Source organism: Maritimibacter dapengensis, assembly GCF_019218265.1.
GTDB classification, from domain to species: Bacteria; Pseudomonadota; Alphaproteobacteria; order Rhodobacterales; family Rhodobacteraceae; genus Maritimibacter; species Maritimibacter dapengensis.
The window spans coordinates 342,146-359,310 of sequence record NZ_JAHUZE010000004.1; the positions used below are offsets into that span (position 1 = coordinate 342,146).

The 17,165-nt window shown below is 58.0% G+C and carries 16 protein-coding genes; 9 read left to right on the top strand and 7 right to left on the bottom strand.

Annotation, left to right across the window (positions count from 1 at the left end; genetic code table 11):
- Positions 1–8: 8 nt before the first annotated feature.
- Positions 9–1,697 carry a sulfatase-like hydrolase/transferase gene (locus KJP28_RS16940; RefSeq protein WP_218393811.1) on the top strand — a complete coding sequence of 563 codons (1,689 nt, stop codon included), beginning with the start codon at positions 9–11 and terminating at the stop codon, positions 1,695–1,697.
- Positions 1,698–1,710: 13 nt separating this feature from the next.
- Here the strand turns inward: KJP28_RS16940 and KJP28_RS16945 are convergent, their stop codons facing one another.
- Both KJP28_RS16945 and hisD read right to left on the bottom strand, forming a co-directional pair.
- Positions 1,711–2,475, bottom strand: a complete 765-nt coding sequence (locus tag KJP28_RS16945; RefSeq protein WP_218393812.1) for an SDR family NAD(P)-dependent oxidoreductase — start codon at positions 2,473–2,475, stop codon at positions 1,711–1,713.
- Positions 2,475–3,806, bottom strand: a complete 1,332-nt coding sequence (gene hisD / locus KJP28_RS16950) for a histidinol dehydrogenase (protein WP_218393813.1) — start codon at positions 3,804–3,806, stop codon at positions 2,475–2,477. The genes KJP28_RS16945 and hisD overlap by 1 nt, the downstream gene beginning before the upstream one ends.
- A 188-nt stretch (positions 3,807–3,994) precedes the next feature.
- Between hisD and KJP28_RS16955 the strand changes: the two genes are divergently transcribed.
- From KJP28_RS16955 to KJP28_RS16970, 4 genes are all read left to right on the top strand, one after another.
- On the top strand, positions 3,995–4,906 hold the full coding sequence (locus tag KJP28_RS16955) for an SDR family oxidoreductase (protein WP_218393814.1): 912 nt from the start codon (positions 3,995–3,997) through the stop codon (positions 4,904–4,906).
- A 15-nt stretch (positions 4,907–4,921) separates the two neighbouring features.
- Positions 4,922–5,887, top strand: coding sequence for a fumarylacetoacetate hydrolase family protein (locus tag KJP28_RS16960; RefSeq protein ID WP_218393815.1), 966 nt, complete (start codon positions 4,922–4,924; stop codon positions 5,885–5,887).
- A 139-nt stretch (positions 5,888–6,026) separates the two neighbouring features.
- On the top strand, positions 6,027–7,706 hold the full coding sequence (locus tag KJP28_RS16965; RefSeq protein WP_218393816.1) for an FAD-dependent oxidoreductase: 1,680 nt from the start codon (positions 6,027–6,029) through the stop codon (positions 7,704–7,706).
- A gap of 41 nt (positions 7,707–7,747) precedes the next feature.
- Positions 7,748–8,296 carry a TetR/AcrR family transcriptional regulator gene (locus tag KJP28_RS16970; protein WP_218393817.1) on the top strand — a complete coding sequence of 183 codons (549 nt, stop codon included), beginning with the start codon at positions 7,748–7,750 and terminating at the stop codon, positions 8,294–8,296.
- Here the strand turns inward: KJP28_RS16970 and KJP28_RS16975 are convergent.
- Both KJP28_RS16975 and KJP28_RS16980 read right to left on the bottom strand, forming a co-directional pair.
- Entirely contained in the window at positions 8,293–9,429 is a 1,137-nt protein-coding gene (locus KJP28_RS16975; protein WP_218393818.1) for an FAD-dependent monooxygenase, read from the bottom strand. The two genes, KJP28_RS16970 and KJP28_RS16975, sit on opposite strands and share 4 nt — an antisense overlap.
- A gap of 101 nt (positions 9,430–9,530) precedes the next feature.
- Complete coding sequence (locus tag KJP28_RS16980; RefSeq protein WP_218393819.1) at positions 9,531–10,436, bottom strand: LysR family transcriptional regulator; 906 nt, start codon at positions 10,434–10,436, stop codon at positions 9,531–9,533.
- Between the two features lie 93 nt (positions 10,437–10,529).
- On the opposite strand from KJP28_RS16980, the gene KJP28_RS16985 reads away from it, so the two are divergent.
- A complete protein-coding gene (locus tag KJP28_RS16985) occupies positions 10,530–11,294 on the top strand; it encodes an SDR family NAD(P)-dependent oxidoreductase (protein ID WP_218393820.1) in 765 nt (254 codons plus the stop codon).
- Between the two features lie 9 nt (positions 11,295–11,303).
- Here KJP28_RS16985 and KJP28_RS16990 read toward each other — a convergent pair whose 3' ends face one another.
- From KJP28_RS16990 to KJP28_RS17000, 3 genes are read right to left on the bottom strand one after another with little or no spacing between them, the layout of a single operon-like run.
- Complete coding sequence (locus KJP28_RS16990; RefSeq protein ID WP_218393821.1) at positions 11,304–12,032, bottom strand: SDR family NAD(P)-dependent oxidoreductase; 729 nt, start codon at positions 12,030–12,032, stop codon at positions 11,304–11,306.
- Entirely contained in the window at positions 12,029–12,466 is a 438-nt protein-coding gene (locus KJP28_RS16995; RefSeq protein ID WP_218393822.1) for a Rieske (2Fe-2S) protein, read from the bottom strand. Before KJP28_RS16995 ends, KJP28_RS16990 begins: the two co-directional genes overlap by 4 nt.
- A complete protein-coding gene (locus tag KJP28_RS17000; protein ID WP_218393823.1) occupies positions 12,426–13,364 on the bottom strand; it encodes a VOC family protein in 939 nt (312 codons plus the stop codon). Before KJP28_RS17000 ends, KJP28_RS16995 begins: the two co-directional genes overlap by 41 nt.
- A 175-nt stretch (positions 13,365–13,539) precedes the next feature.
- Between KJP28_RS17000 and KJP28_RS17005 the strand changes: the two genes are divergently transcribed.
- The 3 genes from KJP28_RS17005 to fcl all read left to right on the top strand — a co-directional run bounded on the left by KJP28_RS17005 (position 13,540) and on the right by fcl (position 16,956).
- A complete protein-coding gene (locus KJP28_RS17005) occupies positions 13,540–14,700 on the top strand; it encodes an alpha/beta hydrolase family protein (RefSeq protein ID WP_218393824.1) in 1,161 nt (386 codons plus the stop codon).
- Positions 14,701–14,896: 196 nt separating this feature from the next.
- Positions 14,897–16,015, top strand: coding sequence for a GDP-mannose 4,6-dehydratase (gene gmd, locus KJP28_RS17010; protein WP_218393825.1), 1,119 nt, complete (start codon positions 14,897–14,899; stop codon positions 16,013–16,015).
- A gap of 2 nt (positions 16,016–16,017) precedes the next feature.
- Complete coding sequence (gene fcl / locus KJP28_RS17015) at positions 16,018–16,956, top strand: GDP-L-fucose synthase (RefSeq protein ID WP_255552444.1); 939 nt, start codon at positions 16,018–16,020, stop codon at positions 16,954–16,956.
- Positions 16,957–17,165: the final 209 nt, after the last annotated feature.

Here is a 17,165-nt window from a genome sequence, read left to right on the forward strand (position 1 = left end):
AGACCCTCATGGCGAACGCAAAGAACATCCTATTCATCATGTTCGACCAGCTGCGCTGGGATTACCTGAGTTGCTATGGCCACCCGCACCTGCAAACGCCGAACATCGACCGTATCGCTTCGATGGGAGTGAGGTTCACCAATGCGCGTATCCAGTCGCCGCTCTGCGGGCCGAGCAGGATGTCGACCTATACGGGACGATATGTGCACAGCCATGGTGCCGCGTGGAACGGCTATCCCCTGCGCGTGGGCGAGATGACCATGGGCGATCACCTGCGAAAACTCGGGATGGACGCGGTGCTCGTTGGCAAAACTCATATGCAGGCCGACGCCGAAGGGATGCAGCGCCTCGGGCTGGAACCTGACAGTATCATTGGTGCGCGGCAGGCGGAATGCGGCTTCGATGCGTTTGAGCGGGACGACGGTCTGGCTTTTGAGAGTAATGCGGGACCCAATAGCCCTTTTGTCGAAACCCATTCGGCAGCCAAGTACAACACCTACCTCAAAGCCAAAGGTTATGATGGCGAAAACCCGTGGCACGACTACGCAAACTCCGGTTTGGACGACGATGGTAACGTGCTCTCCGGCTGGTTTCTCAAGTATTCCGACCAGCCCGCCAACATCGCCGAAGAGGATTCGGAGACGCCTTACATGACAAGGCGCGGGATTGAGTTCATCGAACAAGCTGGTGACACACCGTGGCTTTGTCACCTCTCGCTGATCAAGCCGCATTGGCCTTATATCGTGCCTGCGCCTTACCACGACATGTACGGGCCCGAGCACATGCTGGCGCCGGTGCGGTCCGACGCCGAAAAACAGACGGACCACCCGGTACTCGCCGGGTTACTGCAATGGATGGTGAGCCGGACCTTTGCGCGAGACGATGTTCGCGAAAAGGTTCTTCAGGCTTACATGGGCCTCATCAAGCAGATCGACGACCAGATGGGTGTCCTGTTCAAATTCCTAGAAGACACGGGCCGCATGGAAGACACGATGATCGTGCTGAATTCCGATCACGGCGACTACATGGGCGATCATTGGCTGGGCGAAAAGATGTTCTTCCACGACACGTCGGTGAAAGTGCCGCTGATCATCTACGATCCGTCGTCGAAAGCCGATGCGACCCGCGGAACGACGTCTGACGCATTGGTGGAAATGATCGATCTTGCCCCGACTTTTTACGAAGTGGCGGGCGGCGACGCGTCGGACGTGGACCACATCCTCGAAGGACAAAGCCTGGTCCCGATCCTGCACGGCACCGGTAACCCGGACCGCGAGGTGAGCTTTTGCGAGTACGATTTCGGGCACACGCCGCAAGCTGAAGCTATGAAACTCGCCCCAAATGACGCGCGCATGTTCATGGTCGCGACCCGCGACTGGAAACTTATTCATTTCGAGGGAGGCTTCCGCCCGATCCTGTTCGACCTTGCGAATGATCCGAACGAACTCGTCGATCTGGGCAAATCACCGGATCACGCGGAGCATATCGAGGCGATGTATGCCCATCTCCACGCCTGGGCGCTACGAAACTCGCAAAGGGTCACCGTTCCAACGAAACGTATCCTCCTCCGGCGCAAAAATATGGAAATTGGAAAGGTCGGTATCCTGATCGGCGTCAACGGGCCCGAAGACCTTCCACCGGGTGCCGTGGATCAATATATCGGGCGCAAAGCCGTGGACAAACGCGCGCCAACCTGAAGCTGGCTAGATGTCATTCTGCGGTCCAGCCACCATCGACCGTCAAAGTCGACCCGGTCATGAGCGCCGAAGCGTCTGAAGCAAGAAATACGATTGCACCCATAAGGTCGCTCACCTGACCGAGACGGCCAAGCTTGATTTTTTCCATCACGCGGGCAAGAAAAGCTTCGTCTTCGAAGAATGGAGCGGTCATAGGGGTCTCGATGAACGTCGGCGCGATAGTGTTCGAGCGTATTCCGTGCGCGGCGAGGTCGAGCGCAAAACCTTTGTTCATTCCTTCGATGGCGAATTTCGAGGCCGAGTAGAGTGAGCGACCGGGGCCAGAGACCTGCCCCATCTGCGATGACATGTGTATGAGCGAACCGGACTTGCCCGCCTTCATCAGTCCCAGCGCAACGGCTTTGGCGACGAAAAATGCGGATTTCAAATTGAGACCGAGTACAGCATCATAGTCACTCTCATCCACGTCCCATACCGGCTTGGGCCGATTGGTGCCGGCATTGTTCACGAGAATGTCGAATGGGCCCGCCGCCGAAACTTCGCGGGACACGGCGCTCAGGTCCGATACGTCGAGCGCCAGCGCATGCGCGCGCTGAGAACGGGCGCGAATGGCATTTGCCGCGGACTCGATTTCATCAGCGGAGCGGGCAACCAGCGTGACCTCGGCGCCTTGTTCGGCGAGCGCGGCTGCGGCGGCCAAACCTATGCCCCGGCCAGCGCCAGTGACCAAGGCGCGTTTTCCATCCAATCGGAAGGAAGGGGTTTCGGGTAGTTGCATCAGACTTTATCCTCGCCGGCCTTGGGTTCAGCGCCTTCGGCATATGGTACATTTTGGCCGCCGTATCTGCGCACTCGAACATTTGCCTGTTCCGCGTGGCCTTGAAATCCTTCCAACATGCAGAGCCGCGAACAGTACCGACCGACCATAGCGCTTGCCTCGTCGGTCACCACTTTCTGGTAGGTGTGGGTCTTGATGAATTTGCCGACCCAAAGCCCCCCAGTATAACGTCCGGCCTTCTTCGTGGGCAGCGTGTGGTTCGTTCCGATTGCTTTGTCACCGTAGGCCACATTGGTTCGGGGTCCGAGGAACAGCGCACCATAGTTGACCATCTTGTCGAGATACCAATCGTCCCGGTCGGTCATGACTTGCACGTGCTCGGAAGCGATGTCGTCGGCGACGGCCAACATTTCATCGTGATCCTCGACCACGATGACCTGACCAAAGGTCTCCCATGCCTTGCGTGCATGGCCTGCGGTAGGAAGGATCTCGAGCAATCGTTCCACCTCTGCCATGGTGTCGCGCGCCAATCGCTCGGACGTGGTCAGGAGAACCGCAGGGCTGTCCGGGCCATGTTCGGCCTGGCCCAGTAGATCGGTGGCGCAAAGCTCGGCGTCCACGGTCTCATCCGCGATGACGAGGGTTTCGGTCGGGCCAGCGAATAGATCTATTCCAACCCGTCCATAGAGCTGGCGTTTGGCTTCTGCGACAAAGGCGTTCCCGGGTCCTACGAGAATGTCGATCGGGTCGATGGTCTCGGTCCCGAGCGCCATTGCGCCAATTGCCTGAATACCACCGAGCGCATAAATTTCGTCCGCGCCAGCCATGTGCTGCGCCGCGACGATCGCCGAGGCGGGCCGCCCTTGATAGGGTGGAGCACAGGTAATGACCCGGGGCACGCCAGCGACCTTGGCGGTCAGAACCGACATATGCGCCGAAGCAAGCATGGGGTATTTGCCTCCAGGCACGTAACAGCCTGCGTTCTGGATCGGAACGTTCTTATGCCCGAGTATAACGCCGGGCATAGTTTCGACTTCGACGCCCTGAAGCGCAGCTTTCTGAATTTGGGCAAAGTTGCGCACTTGGGTTTGCGCGAACTCGATGTCGTGCAGGTCCTGCGCGCTCATCTCGTTCATGCATGCGTCGATTTCCTGAGGAGAAAGTCGATAATCTTCACGATCCCAATTGTCGAATTTGACCGAAAGGTCTCGGACCGCGGCGTTGCCTCGCGCCTCGATGTCTGAGAGCGTCGCTTCTACTATGCTGCGCACCTTTTCGTCGGCCGCCTTGACCACGCCGGGGTCCACACCTTCCTTGAGATATCGTGCCATGCTTGGTCCTCCCAACCTTTCCTTCACTTCGTTGAAACCGATAATTCACACAGTGTCTCATGGTTTCTGTCGATACCACCGGGCAGAAAATCCAATAGGAATCGCACCTTAGTTTCCTTGTCGCACATCTGACGGACCGATAATATTTGGTCGATCGACCAATTGAGATTATGAGGGATATCGGGAGGATGGAAGTTGCGGTGATCGGAGCGGGAGGTTTTGTCGGACAGCGACTGTCCGATCTCTTGCAGGCCGATCCGGAAATCACAAAGGTTTCTCTCGTAGACCGCATCGAAATACCCTCGAGGGAGGGAACGAAGGTCGAAACATTCAAAGGTGATTTCTCGGAAGAGGCACTGCGCGCCGAGGCGCTGGGTGGGGCCGACGCGGTGATACTTCTGGCCTCTGTCCTTGGGGGAGCTGCAGAGGCGGACTACAGCCTGGCCCGGAAAGTGAATGTCGAACAGACTCTCGATCTGTTCGAATACCTGAGTAACACCGCTGCGGGCACTCGTGTCGTGTTCGCCTCTACCATCGCCGTGTACGGAAAGCCTATGCCTGATCCGGTCACCGACTCCACGCCGTTCGACCCATCGATGATCTACGGTGCGCAAAAGTTGATGATGGAAGTGGCGTTGACCAATTTCACAAGGCGCGGCTGGCTTGACGGCGTATCAATCAGACCTTCGGGCGTCATGGCTCGGGACGGTGCTGATGCCGCACTGAAGTCAGCGTTCATGTCGCGGCTTTTCTGGTGTGTGAGAAGGGGTGAGGATATAGCGCTCCCGGTCGCGGAAGACAGCCGGACATGGATGGCCAGCGTCGACAACGTGGCCCGGAATTTCGTCCATGCCGCAAAGTTGCCGAAGCTCGGTGACACACGCGCTTTCACTCTGCCAGCCTTGGCTTTGACATTCGGCGACTTGGTGGCGGCCCTGCGCTGCAAGTTCCCGGAAAGCCGTTCTAGGATCACATATGAGCCCGACCCTGAACTCGTGGCTCTGTTTGGAAGCTATCCCGAATTGCAAACCGAAACCGCCGACCGGCTTGGTTTTTTGCGGGACGACACAATTGCCGATCTTATCGACGGTGCGATTTAAAGTAGGAGGATTATCATGAAGTTTGCGACGATCCCGGATGGGTCCAAGGATGGCCGACTTGTGGTGGTAAGCAGGGACCTGTCCCGGATGGCACCGGCTGAGGCCGTGCCAACGATGCAGGCTTTGATGGAGCGTTTCGACGAAGTCTCAGGTGCGCTCTTGCAGCAATACGATGCGGTCAACCGTGGTGACGGCGAGGCATTCGATCCTTCGTCCGCTCACGCGCCTCTGCCAAGGGCGTGGCAATGGCTTGACGGGTCGGCCTTCGACAGTCACGGGGCGCTTATGGACAAGGTCTTCAACATGGAAGGCAAGTTCAAGCCGGACTTTCCGTACATGTATCAGGGGGTTTCCGACCGGTTTTATGGGCCATGCGAGGACGTGAAATTCCCGACGGAGGACGATTTCATCGACTTCGAAGGCGAATTCGGGATCATCACCGATTCCGTGCCGCTTGGCACCACTGCTGAAAAAGCGCGCGGCCATATCAAGCTTATTGTCCAGATCAACGATTGGTCCCTGCGCCGCATCGCACCTCTCGAGATGAAGGCGGGATTTGGCTGGGTTCGGGCCAAGCCGGCTTGTGCGATGGCGCCTGTCGCGGTCACGCCGGACGAACTTGGCGACGCCTGGCGCGACGCCCGCGTTGACCTTCCTCTCAATGTCTGGTGGAACGGTGCCAAATTCGGCGCGGCAAGCGGCTATGCCATGTCTGTCGGTTTCGATGAATTGGTGGCGCATGCCGCGTATTCTCGCGACCTCGTTGCCGGAACGGTGATAGGGTCTGGAACTGTCTCCAATGAAACCTACCGCGAAGTCGGTTCGTCTTGCATCGCAGAGCGTCGCGGGATCGAGATGATCGACGAAGGCGAAGCGAAGACCAGTTTCATGCAGTTTGGAGATCGGGTGAAGATGGAAGTGTTCGATCCGGATGGTACCAGCATCTTCGGTAGGATCGAACAGACCGTCGTCAAAGCCTGAAGCAGTTCTGTTAGCTATTTGAGCGAAGTCGGCCGATCCGGGCCGACTTTTTTTCATGCCTGACTGGGCCGAGAATTTCCTTGACCGAGGTGCCGACAAGTGGACACTTGTGTCCACTTGATGCTGACGGGAGGAAGACATGACGGAATGGGACGAAAGCTTCGATGTGGTCGTGGTCGGCTCTGGCGCAGGCGGTTTCATGGGGGCGATCAAGGCGGCGACTGCCGGGCTGACGGTGCTCTTGATAGAAAAGGCCGATGTATGGGGCGGAACATCGGCTCTGTCGGGCGGTGGTGTCTGGGTGCCGAACAACCCGCTAATGGAACGCGATGGCGATCCAGACAGCCCCGAAGAGGCGCTGACTTACATGGAAGAAGTGGTCGAGGATGTCGGCCCAGCCTCATCTCGCATACGCAAAATCGCATATATCGCAAATGCCCGCCGCATGATGGAATTCGCAATGTCGCAAGGCTTCCAATGGGAGCGAGCGCGCTACTATCCCGACTATTACCCAGACCGACCGGGTGGCAAGATCGGCCGCATCGTCGAGGGCATGATCTTCGATGGTAAGACCCTAGGCGAGTGGCGGTCCTCCCAACGACGATCTTCACAGGGCGCGCCGGCAATGGCGTTCAAGACAGACGACGTCTACCTGCTTCCGCTCGCGACACGGACACCTAAAGCCGCACTTCGGCTCGCCACCATCCTGGCACGAACCGCCTGGTGGAAGCTGACGGGTCGCGAGCCGATGGCGATCGGTCAGAACCTTACTGCACAGCTTATGTCGATATTTCTGAAAACGACTGCCGAGCTTCGGCTTTCGACACCGCTCGTCGGGCTTGTGTCGGGCGGCGGCCGCGTTACGGGTGTGGTCGTGCGCGAAAATGGCCGTGACAAGCGTATCGAGGCGAAACACGGCGTCCTACTGGCTGCGGGCGGGTTCGCACATAACGAAGCTTTTCGTTCGGAACACCAGCCGGTCGACGGCACATGGTCGCTGTCATCCCCCGATGACGAAGGCGACGGTATCATCATCCCAATGGCGGATCTGCCGGTTGCAACCGCCCTCATGGATGAGGCGTGGTGGGGTCCGTCCACGCAAAATGCCGAGGGTGAAATGGGGTTCCCGGTTTGGGAGCGGTCTTTGCCACATTCGATCATCGTGGATCAGACCGGCGCGCGGTTTTGCAACGAGAGCGAAAGCTATGTCGATGCAGGGCGACGGCAACTCGACCGAAATGAAACCGTCTCCGCCATACCTGCCTGGCTCATTCTCGAAAATCGTCATCGCAAACGCTACATGTTCGGGTCCGCGCCGGGTGGACGGACGCCGCAACGCTGGTTGGATACCGGATTTTTCATCAAGTCGGAAAGTCTGAGCGACCTCGCCGAAGCCTGCGGCATCGACAAGGCTGGGTTATTGGCAACGGTGGAACGGTTCAACGGTTTCGCTGATCGTGGCGTGGACGAAGATTTTGGGCGCGGGCGGACCGCATACGACAACTACTATGGCGATCCCAGGGTGAAGCCGAACCCGAACCTGGGCCGGCTCGAACAAGGACCGTTTTATGCTGTGAAGATCTTTCCGGGCGATTTAGGTACCAAAGGCGGGCTTCTGACCGATGAGTACGCGCGAGCGATCGATACGGGCGGAAAGGTCATAGAGGGTCTATATGCCACTGGAAATAACACCGCGAGTGTCATGGGGCGGACGTATCCGGGACCTGGGGCGACGCTTGGACCCTCGCTCACGTTCGGCTTCATTGCGGCGAGCCATATGGCAGGTGAGGACGTGGATCTGCCGAACATTGGGGTGTAGTTGAGCTGCACTGAGGAGACGGCTAGACAGAAACCATGGAGATGAAATCACTTCGCGCCGATGGCGCTCGCAACCGCGAATTAATACTTGCCGCCGCAGCCAACGTCTTTGCGCTTGATGGGTTCAGTGTACCGCTTGACAAGATCGCGAAAGCTGCGGGCGTTGGTCGCGCTACGCTTTATCGCAATTTCGCCAGCCGTGAGGAGTTGGGTCTCGCCGTATTCGAACGCAACGTCGGGCGGCTCGAAGCATTGGCTGGCGAGGCGCCCCAATCTGGCGAGGGATTTCACCTGATCTTGTCGGCCCTGTTCGATGACATGGCAGCGCACGCGGCGCTCGGTCCTGCGCTCCAGGGTTGCGAAGACGACGGGTGTTTGCAGGATCTCCATGATCGAGTGATTGCGGTTCTGGATCGATTCCGAGTGGCCGGAATCCGTGATGGCTCGCTCCGCGAAGACCTGACGGAAAAAGACCTTGGTTTGCTGCTTAACACGCTCGGTGGCGGTTTGGGGCGCGGCGAAAGCACCCCGCGCGACGCGGATGCGAAACGGATCATGGATCTCCTGTTCGCGGGTTTGCAGCAAACCTAATAAGGTTGCGCGATCGCACCAAGAGACTGGCCCATGAGTGGCCCAATCTTGTCCATACCCGCACCTTCCTGTTCCAAGCGTCCGAGTTCTAACGAGTTGCCAACGACCATCTTGCCGCGCGGCAGGCGACGCGCCATGAACGCGCTCATCGCTTCGTCCCAGTTATCGGCGCGGTCGAGCTCTTCAACCAGCACGATCGCATCCTCGACCGCCATGCCGGCACCAGAAGCGAGGTGCGGAGTCGTTGCGTGGGCCGCATCGCCGATCAGCAAGACCCGTCCGACGTGCCAAGGTCCGTCAATCAATACGGATTCGAGCGGTCGGGCGAGAATTGGCGTTGCCTCGTCCATTGCATCTCTGATCTCGGCTAGTTCGCCGCCGAAAGGCGCGAGCAGGGCCTTCAGGCGGGGAAGAAGTTCTTCGTTTTTGTAGAACGGCTTGTCCTTCGCGTTCTCCAAGAGAAACATGTACATGCGGTCTTTGGCATAGGGTGTGAAACCGACTTTGACCGGACCCAAGAACATCTTCGCGGTCGTCCAGTGGGGAGGGAGCTCCATCTGTGCACGCCAGCAGACTTGCCCAGTGTAGCTTGGCTTGGGCGCGTCAGGCATGACGAGGTCCCGTACTTTCGAAAACAGCCCGTCGGCGCCGATGACCAGATCATACGTACCGGTGCTTCCATCGGTAAATGTAACGTGGACGCCTGCCTCGGTCTGATCCAGTTCAGTTACCGAAATGCCGGTGTTCATCGAGACCCCATTATCCCGCATTCTTTGGACCATCATATCGTGCAGAACCGGGCGCATGACGCCTCCTTCACCTGGGACGTCCGGCGAAAAAAGGCGTGGTGTCTGGTGCTCCTGCACCACATTGCCCATAGGGTCGCACATGATGAGGCCGTCATGAAGGTGGCCTTTGTTGATGAGGTCCTCGGCAAAGCCGAGATCGCAAAGCGCGCGTGCGGTCAGGGACGACAGAGTGACCCCCGTGCCTGCAGCCCCCCAGTTTTCCTCAATGTCAATCAGGTCCACTTTCACGCCACGTTCCGCCAGACGGATCGCAGCGGCGGGACCACCGACGCCACCGCCCACGACCAGAACGTTTTGAACGTGGTTTGTCAGATTACCTCCCATGCCGTCCTCCCTTGGCATTTCTCTTCCGCAGCACCCTAGAGAAGCGCCTGACCTCGGTGAAATAGAATGATTTAATGATTTGTATCGACCTGACCGATGGGTCAGCTATTCCGCGCCGCCGTCATTATTTTTTCCCGAACCCATGCCAGACACTCGTCGCTGTCAGAATACGTATGCCATTGGATCGCCTCGACGAGTTCAGGGATGTCGATCGGGCAGGGTATGATCCGAAGTGGCATCTGCGCGGCGAATATTTCTGCCATCGACCGATGCATCAGGGCGAGGTACTCGGTGCCCTCGATCAAAAAGGGTAAGGCAGAGAAACTACCAGCGATGACCGCTAACTTGCGTTCATTGGCGGAGCGATTCTTGATGAACCAGGCCTCATAAGACGGGGTATGGGTTTCGAACATGACAGTGGCGTGCTGTGCGGCAAAAAATTCCGCTTCGGTAATCGTGGTGCCGTGCGTCGTGTTGCCCTCCCATGCAACTACCACATAGCCGTCTGAAAACACTCGCTCGGACGGATGGTCCGGCGACACGTAAAGCTCTGGCATAACCAGCAATTCGACTTCACCGCGTTCGATTTTCTCGTGCGGCTTATGCGCGGGCTGCTGGATGTCGATCACAAGACCCGGCGCTTCGCGACCGATGTTGCGCACGGCGCTTCGCAGGCAAGAGATCGTGATAAAGTCCGACGCGATGATGCGGATGGTTCGCTGCACGGTTGCGGGGTCAAATCCGGGCGCTTGAATGATCGTGCCGTCGATCTGAACCAGCGCTGCCCGCACTTTGCCCGCCAGCGCCGTGGCCCTCGGTGTCAGAACCATTTTGCGTCCGACCTGGACCAGCAGCTCGTCGTCAAAATAGTCCCGCAGCCGGGCGAGCGCACCAGAAGTCGCTGACTGGCTCAGGAACAGTTTTTCCGCAGCGCGTGAGACGTTCTTTTCAGTTAAGAGAATGTCGAGCGCGACGAGCAAATTGAGATCCAGCCCTTTGAAACGCATGTTGCCTCCTATTTGTCTACCAGATCGAATCCATTTGTCTTATCGACTTCATAGATAGTTTTTATTGCGGCAGAAAGGGGTGGGGAGGATCAAATGACACCGATGGAAATCTTCGACCTGTCCGGCAAACGCGCACTCGTCACCGGAGGTGCTACGGGCATTGGGCGTGAAATTGCGCGAACGTTTACGGACGCGGGGGCCGAAGTTGTGATTGCGGGGAACGTGGAGAGCGATCTGGCCGAAACCGCATCTGAAATCGGGTGCCACGCGATCCCGGCTTTACTTGGAACACATGAGGCGGCGGACGAACTGTTCCGGGCAACAATCGACGAAATGGGCGGCGTCGATATTCTTGTCTCGAACGCAGGGGTTGAAGGCGGCACGACTGGGGTCGTGGGGCTGGACGAAGCAGAATACATGCGAACATTCGACGTGAACCTGCACGCTGCAACTTGGCTTTCTTCAGCAGTGATACCCGAAATGTCACGAAGTGGCGGCGGGTCGATCATCCTCATGTCGTCACTATCGGCGCTGCGCGGAAACAAGGCGATCGCGACCTACTCCATGACCAAGGCCGCGCTCGCCCAACTTGCGCGAAATATCGCCGTGGCGCACGGGCCCGAGAACATCCGGGCGAATGCCATCGCGCCCGGGCTCATCAAGACACCCTTCTCCGAAGGCCTGATCGCGGATGAGGCATTCATGAAGCGAAGATTGCAGGCCACGCCTCTGCGACGCTTCGGCGAAGTCTCCGAGATCGCCGCGACCGCGCTTTGGCTCGCGAGTCCGGGAGGTGCGTTTGTCACTGGACAGACGATCGTCGTCGACGGAGGCACGCTGGTTCACGATGGGTCCTGATCTCGCTTCTCACCAAGCGGTCGCGCCACCGTCGATGCGGAAATCCGCACCGGTCACATAGCCCGCTTCGTCCGATCCGAGATAAACGGCGAGATGCGCTATGTCTTCCGCCGTTCCCAACCGCCCGACCATCAGCTTGGCTCGAACGTTCTTCATGAGCGGCGTGTCGAGATGCTGACTGGTCTCCTCGGTAATCGTGAAGCCGGGTGCGATCGAATTCGCTCTGATGCCAAGGGGACCGCCTTCCATCGCCATCTGCCGGGTCATTGCTAGTACTGCGCCTTTGCCAGCTGTATGCGCGATCGCCGGCAACCCATCGAGCGCGACATGGGCGTTGGCTGACGAGAAATTCACGATCGAAGCGGCGCCCGACGCCTCAAGTAATGGCCACATTGCCCGAGTGACAAGGAACACGCTGTCGATCTCACCTTTCGTTGTCGTATGAAAGTCCGCAAGGTTCATGTCTGCAATGGGGGCAAAACGCACGATAGCGGCGGCATTGACCAGAATGTCCGCACCGCCCCATGCGGCACGCGCGGCCTGAACCAGATCATCGGCCCCTGTCTCGGACGTCAGATCGGCTGCCAATCTGCGCGGTGTCGAGAGGGTCTTCAATCCGCCGGGGTCGATGTCGCAGGCTAGAACCTCAGCCCCTTCTGCAACGTATCGCTCGGCAATCGCGCGTCCTATCCCACGTCCGGCGCCTGTGACGACTGCTCGTTTGCCAGCAAGTCTCATGGATGGTGCCTGCCGGGGCGCGGACGGAGGCCCGGACTATAAGGCTCCTCAAGAAACACCTGACCGTCAAGGATGGTGAGTGGAACGGGCGTCAAGGATTGACCGAGGCATGGACCAAGTACGCATTGACCCGAGGCAATATCGAACAAGGCACCATGTGCGCCACAGACGATCCGGCTGCGGTCACCGTTCAGAAACTCATTCTTTTTCCAGGCCATGCGCGCGTTTTCATAGTGAGGGCAATTGTTGCGCCAGCCATAGAGCACATCGCCTTGCCTCACGATGAACATCGTGTCGCGCCCCTCGCTTAGAGGATCAAAACCCCGGGAGTGCCCGTCCTCCAGATCGTCGAACCGACAAAGCGGGCTTTCGACGAACTGGGGTTGTCGGGTCTCAGTCTTTTGGCCCTGCACCGGGGAACCACTTTTCGACATTTTCGAAGAGAAACAATTGCGAGGCCTCTGCGGAAACGTCGATTTCCCTGGGGGCCCAATCGTCGTCGTGAATGTCCATGTCGGCATCGTACTCGAAATGGGTCATGAGCGGGCAATTGAAATACCAGAACCAGTTGGACCCAAACTTGTGCCGACCCGGGCCCCAGAAGCTTTCGTATCCTTTTTGAACCAGCCGTGAGCCTGCGAGCATCAGGTCCGTTGGCCCTTGCATATGAAATGCGAGGTGCTCGAGGCCTTGCATGTAGGGCGGGGTCGCCAGCATGAACAGAGTATGGTGGTCTTTGCAGGCCTGCGGCCGCAGAAATGGCCCAACGTTGGTGAAGCGATCCGTGACAACGAATTTCAATCGCTCCACATAGAAGGCTTCGTGCTTCGTCATGTCTGGCGTGAAATAGACGATGTGGCTTAGGGTGCGCGGCTTCGCCGGGGCATCCTGAAGCGCGCCGATCTTGTTCACGCCGCGCAAGGGCGCAGCACCGGGGCTGTTGATCAGTTCCGCCTCCAGATCCAGGTCGATCCGCCGTGTCACTTGGAATTTGAGTGCCATGTCAACGTCGTCGACAAGAGCGATTGCGCCGTTTCCGTCTCGAGTCACTTCCCGGTCGGTAGACAACTCAGCTTCAATTTCGTCCAGCACGCTTGCATCTTCGACGCCATAGATCGTCTGACGTAGCGTCGATCCCGATGGCAGTGGCTTGGGGAGTGAAGAATCATCGCGCGCGCGCACAGTTATCGCGGTGTTGTCGAGCGCGACGAAAGTACCGCCCTTGCCATCCTCCCAGTTTTCTTCATCCAGCCCGTAGTCGACTAGGAACGTGCGACAAGCATTCAAATCGTCGACGCCGAAGACCAGTTCGTCAGGTCCGATGATGCGCATGGGTATCCTCCCAATTTCATAAGCTCCACGCAATCTAGGCTGGACGAATGTATTGGAGAAATTGTTTGTCATCATCCACGCTATCCGCGAAATCAATAGTTAAGTCCGTGACATTCAATTTCCCATCGCACAGTTGCGCGCGTAGCGTCCGCTGGAAACTTTAGGAGGAACGCGCATGGCCTTGTTTGAATATTTCCCCAACTACGTCTGGAACCTGTCCCTTTCGATTGCGATGCAGTCGGGAGCTGAGCTGGGAGAAATCATCGACATGTCCAAGCCGCTGCTTGAGAAGGCGCAGGCGGGTGAAGATGCAGGAACCGCCGAGTTTCTGGCTGAATGGATGAAAAAGGCGAATGATCTGATTGCGCAGGCTGCGGACGACGAAGAAAAGAAAAGGCTCTTTTCGGCGGCTGATAAGCTGCGCCGCGCTTCGCTATATCTGCTGACGGCGGAACGGATGCAGGGACACGGACACCCGGGGCGTAAAGAAACCTTTTCTAAGGCACTGGAATGCTTCGATAAATATGTACGCTACAACCGTGAGAACTGTGAGCGGGTGGAAATTCCCTATGGTGAAAAGGTGATCCCCGCCTATTTCACGAAAGGCGCTGGGGTCGAGGGAGAAGGGCCCTGTGTGGTGTTTCTAAACGGGCTCGATTCCAACAAGGAACTGCTTTATTGGACCTGGCTCCCTCACGCACTCGCAAAGCGTGGTATCTCGACACTTTGTGTCGATCAGCCGGGCACCGGTGAATCGATCCGGCTTCAGGGATTGCACGCCACGCATGACAGCGAACGCTGGGGCACGCCGGTGTATGAATACGCCGCTGCTCGCCCGGACGTCGATGCGAACCGCGTCGGCTGCTCAGGTATTTCGCTCGGCGGATACTACGTTCCACGCGTCGTGGCGAACGAATCCCGATACGCCTCCGGGGCGGTTTGGGGTGCCAATCACAACTGGGCCGAGGTCCAGCGCAAAAGGATGAAACGCGAAGGCGAGAACCCGGTGCCGCATTACTGGAAACACGTCTGGTGGGTGTTTGACGCAGCCGACCAAGAGGATTTCCTCGAGAAATCGGCGGGCATGACGCTGGATGGGCAAATGGAAAAGATCAAGGTCCCGTTCCTCATCACCCATGGTGAAAAAGATCGGCAGATTGGCTTGGAGTACGCACATCAGAGTTTTGAGCAACTCGTCAACAGCCCCAAACGTGAGCTGAAGGTATTCACCGATTACGAAGGTGGCGTTGAGCATGTCGGGGCGGACAACATGTCGTTCGGTCGCTCGCTTATTGCGGACTGGTTCGCGGAAACCCTGGGCGGGCATACCGCCTGAGCCGCCTTCATTTGCTTTGCGCAGGGTGCGATGGCACCGCACCGCGCATGCAATTGCCGATTTCTTGGTGCCCCCTCTGGTCCTCGGCAGCAAATCGGGGCAAGAGCGGTGTGACTAATCCAGCGATACCATAAGGGTTTCCACGATATCATAGTCGTGTGTTGGAGGCAGATCCGCGAGCCGAGAGGAGCTGAACATGAAAAAGGCCTTGATCACAGGCATCACAGGACAAGACGGATCGTATCTCACCGAGTTTCTGCTCGAGAAAGGATACGAAGTACATGGGATCAAGCGTCGGGCCTCTCAGTTCAATACCCAGCGCGTCGACCATATTTACGAAGATCCCCATGAGGGCGATGTTCGGATGATCCTTCACTACGGAGACCTTACGGACACCTCGAATCTGACGCGTCTTCTGGCGGAAATCGGACCGGATGAGGTCTATAATCTCGGCGCGCAAAGCCATGTCGCCGTAAGCTTCGAAAGCCCTGAATACACAGCGGACGTAGACGCGATCGGCACCTTGCGTCTGCTCGAGGCAATCCGCTTTCTCGGCCGCGAGAAAGAGACGCGCTTCTATCAGGCTTCGACGTCGGAACTCTTCGGCAAAGTTCAAGAGATCCCGCAGCGTGAAACGACGCCTTTCTATCCACGCTCACCTTACGCCGTGGCCAAACTCTACGCCTATTGGATTACGGTGAATTACCGCGAAAGCTATGGGATGTATGCCTGCAACGGCATTCTATTCAATCACGAAAGCCCCCGGCGCGGTGAGACCTTCGTGACGCGCAAGATCACGCGCGGCTTGGCGAATATCGCCATGGGGCTCGAGGATTGCCTTTACATGGGCAACATCGACTCGCTTCGCGACTGGGGTCACGCCAAGGATTACGTGCGGATGCAGTGGATGATGCTGCAGCAGGACGCGCCCGAAGATTTCGTGATCGCGACCGGCAAACAATATTCGGTGCGTGAGTTCATCGAGTGGTCGGCGCGGGAATTGTCGATCGAGCTGGACTTTTCCGGGGAAGGCACCGACGAGATCGCGACAGTAAAATCAGTGGACAACAACGTTGCTCCGGCGGTGAAGCCAGGCCAGGTCATCATGCGGATCGACCCGCGTTACTTCCGCCCCGCCGAGGTCGAAACGCTGTTGGGTGATCCGGCCTATGCAAAACAGAAACTGGGCTGGGAGCCGGAGATTACCGCGCAGGAAATGTGCGAGGAAATGGTCGCGGAGGATCTCAAACACGCTCGCCGTGTTGCATTGCTGAAAGAGCACGGGCTGGATCTCCCGGTGTCGCTGGAGGGCTGATTATGGCTTGGGATATCTCCGGCAAACGTGTCTGGGTCGCCGGGCATCGCGGCATGGTCGGCGGAGCCGTCGTGCGCCGATTGGAGGCCGAAGACTGCGAGGTCGTGACCGCCGGGCGAGACGTCGTCGACTTGACCAGTCAGGCCGACGTGCGTGACTGGATGGCTGAGGCGCGCCCCGATGCCGTTGTCATGGCGGCGGCCAAGGTCGGCGGCATTTTGGCCAACGACACGCACCCGGTGGATTTCCTGCTGCAGAATCTTCAAATCGAAACGAACATCGTCGAAGCCGCACACGCTAACGATGTCGAGCGGTTCCTGTTTCTCGGGTCCTCTTGCATCTACCCTAAAATGGCGCCACAGCCGATGGCCGAAGAAAGCTTGTTGACAGGACCACTTGAGCCTACAAACGAGTGGTACGCCATCGCCAAGATTGCGGGCATCAAGCTCATGCAGGCCTATCGCAAGCAACATGGTCGTGACTGGATTTCGGCCATGCCGACGAACCTCTATGGCCCGGGCGACAACTATGATCTCGAAAGTTCGCATGTGCTGCCGGCACTCCTTCGCAAGTTTCACGAGGCCAAGCAGAGCGGCGCGGAAACTGTCGAAGTTTGGGGGTCAGGCGAACCTTTGCGCGAATTCCTGCACTGCGACGATCTTGCGGACGCGTTGGTTTTTCTGCTCAAGGAATACTCGGGCTACGACCATGTGAATGTCGGTTCGGGCGTCGAAGTTTCGATCCGCGATTTGGCCGAAACGATCGCTCGGGTGGTGGGGTATGAGGCCGAGTTGGTATTCGACGCGACCAAACCCGACGGCACACCGCGCAAGCTCATGGATAGCACCCGGTTGCACGAACTGGGCTGGAACAACGTTCGTTCGCTCGAAGAGGGTGTGAAGGACGCTTATCAACATTTCCTCGCAGCTGAAGCGCGTTGAGCACAAGGCGCGAACTTATTAGTCAATTGCATATTTTTTGTGCGAATTGAGTCGCGCGTCAGCAGGTTCCACCGATAAGACTCACGATTTCGTGGAACCCGATGCTGGGAGGCAGCGTTCGGTTGCCGACGTCGCGGGGAGGCCTATCCTCAAGACAAGACATCATCGCGCGCCCCGGAGATCCGGGCGGATAGGGGCCAGTCGCGGTG

Coding starts and splice junctions, on each gene's coding strand:
- KJP28_RS16990 (WP_218393821.1), bottom strand. CDS start 12,032: ATGAGACTTGCTGGCAAACGAGCAGTCGTCACAGGCGCCGGACGTGGG.
- fcl (WP_255552444.1), top strand. CDS start 16,018: ATGGCTTGGGATATCTCCGGCAAACGTGTCTGGGTCGCCGGGCATCGC.
- gmd (WP_218393825.1), top strand. CDS start 14,897: ATGAAAAAGGCCTTGATCACAGGCATCACAGGACAAGACGGATCGTAT.
- KJP28_RS16985 (WP_218393820.1), top strand. CDS start 10,530: ATGACACCGATGGAAATCTTCGACCTGTCCGGCAAACGCGCACTCGTC.
- hisD (WP_218393813.1), bottom strand. CDS start 3,806: ATGGCACGATATCTCAAGGAAGGTGTGGACCCCGGCGTGGTCAAGGCG.
- KJP28_RS16970 (WP_218393817.1), top strand. CDS start 7,748: ATGAAATCACTTCGCGCCGATGGCGCTCGCAACCGCGAATTAATACTT.
- KJP28_RS16965 (WP_218393816.1), top strand. CDS start 6,027: ATGACGGAATGGGACGAAAGCTTCGATGTGGTCGTGGTCGGCTCTGGC.
- KJP28_RS17000 (WP_218393823.1), bottom strand. CDS start 13,364: ATGCGCATCATCGGACCTGACGAACTGGTCTTCGGCGTCGACGATTTG.
- KJP28_RS16940 (WP_218393811.1), top strand. CDS start 9: ATGGCGAACGCAAAGAACATCCTATTCATCATGTTCGACCAGCTGCGC.
- KJP28_RS16960 (WP_218393815.1), top strand. CDS start 4,922: ATGAAGTTTGCGACGATCCCGGATGGGTCCAAGGATGGCCGACTTGTG.
- KJP28_RS16955 (WP_218393814.1), top strand. CDS start 3,995: ATGGAAGTTGCGGTGATCGGAGCGGGAGGTTTTGTCGGACAGCGACTG.
- KJP28_RS16945 (WP_218393812.1), bottom strand. CDS start 2,475: ATGCAACTACCCGAAACCCCTTCCTTCCGATTGGATGGAAAACGCGCC.
- KJP28_RS16995 (WP_218393822.1), bottom strand. CDS start 12,466: ATGTCGAAAAGTGGTTCCCCGGTGCAGGGCCAAAAGACTGAGACCCGA.
- KJP28_RS16975 (WP_218393818.1), bottom strand. CDS start 9,429: ATGGGAGGTAATCTGACAAACCACGTTCAAAACGTTCTGGTCGTGGGC.
- KJP28_RS17005 (WP_218393824.1), top strand. CDS start 13,540: ATGGCCTTGTTTGAATATTTCCCCAACTACGTCTGGAACCTGTCCCTT.
- KJP28_RS16980 (WP_218393819.1), bottom strand. CDS start 10,436: ATGCGTTTCAAAGGGCTGGATCTCAATTTGCTCGTCGCGCTCGACATT.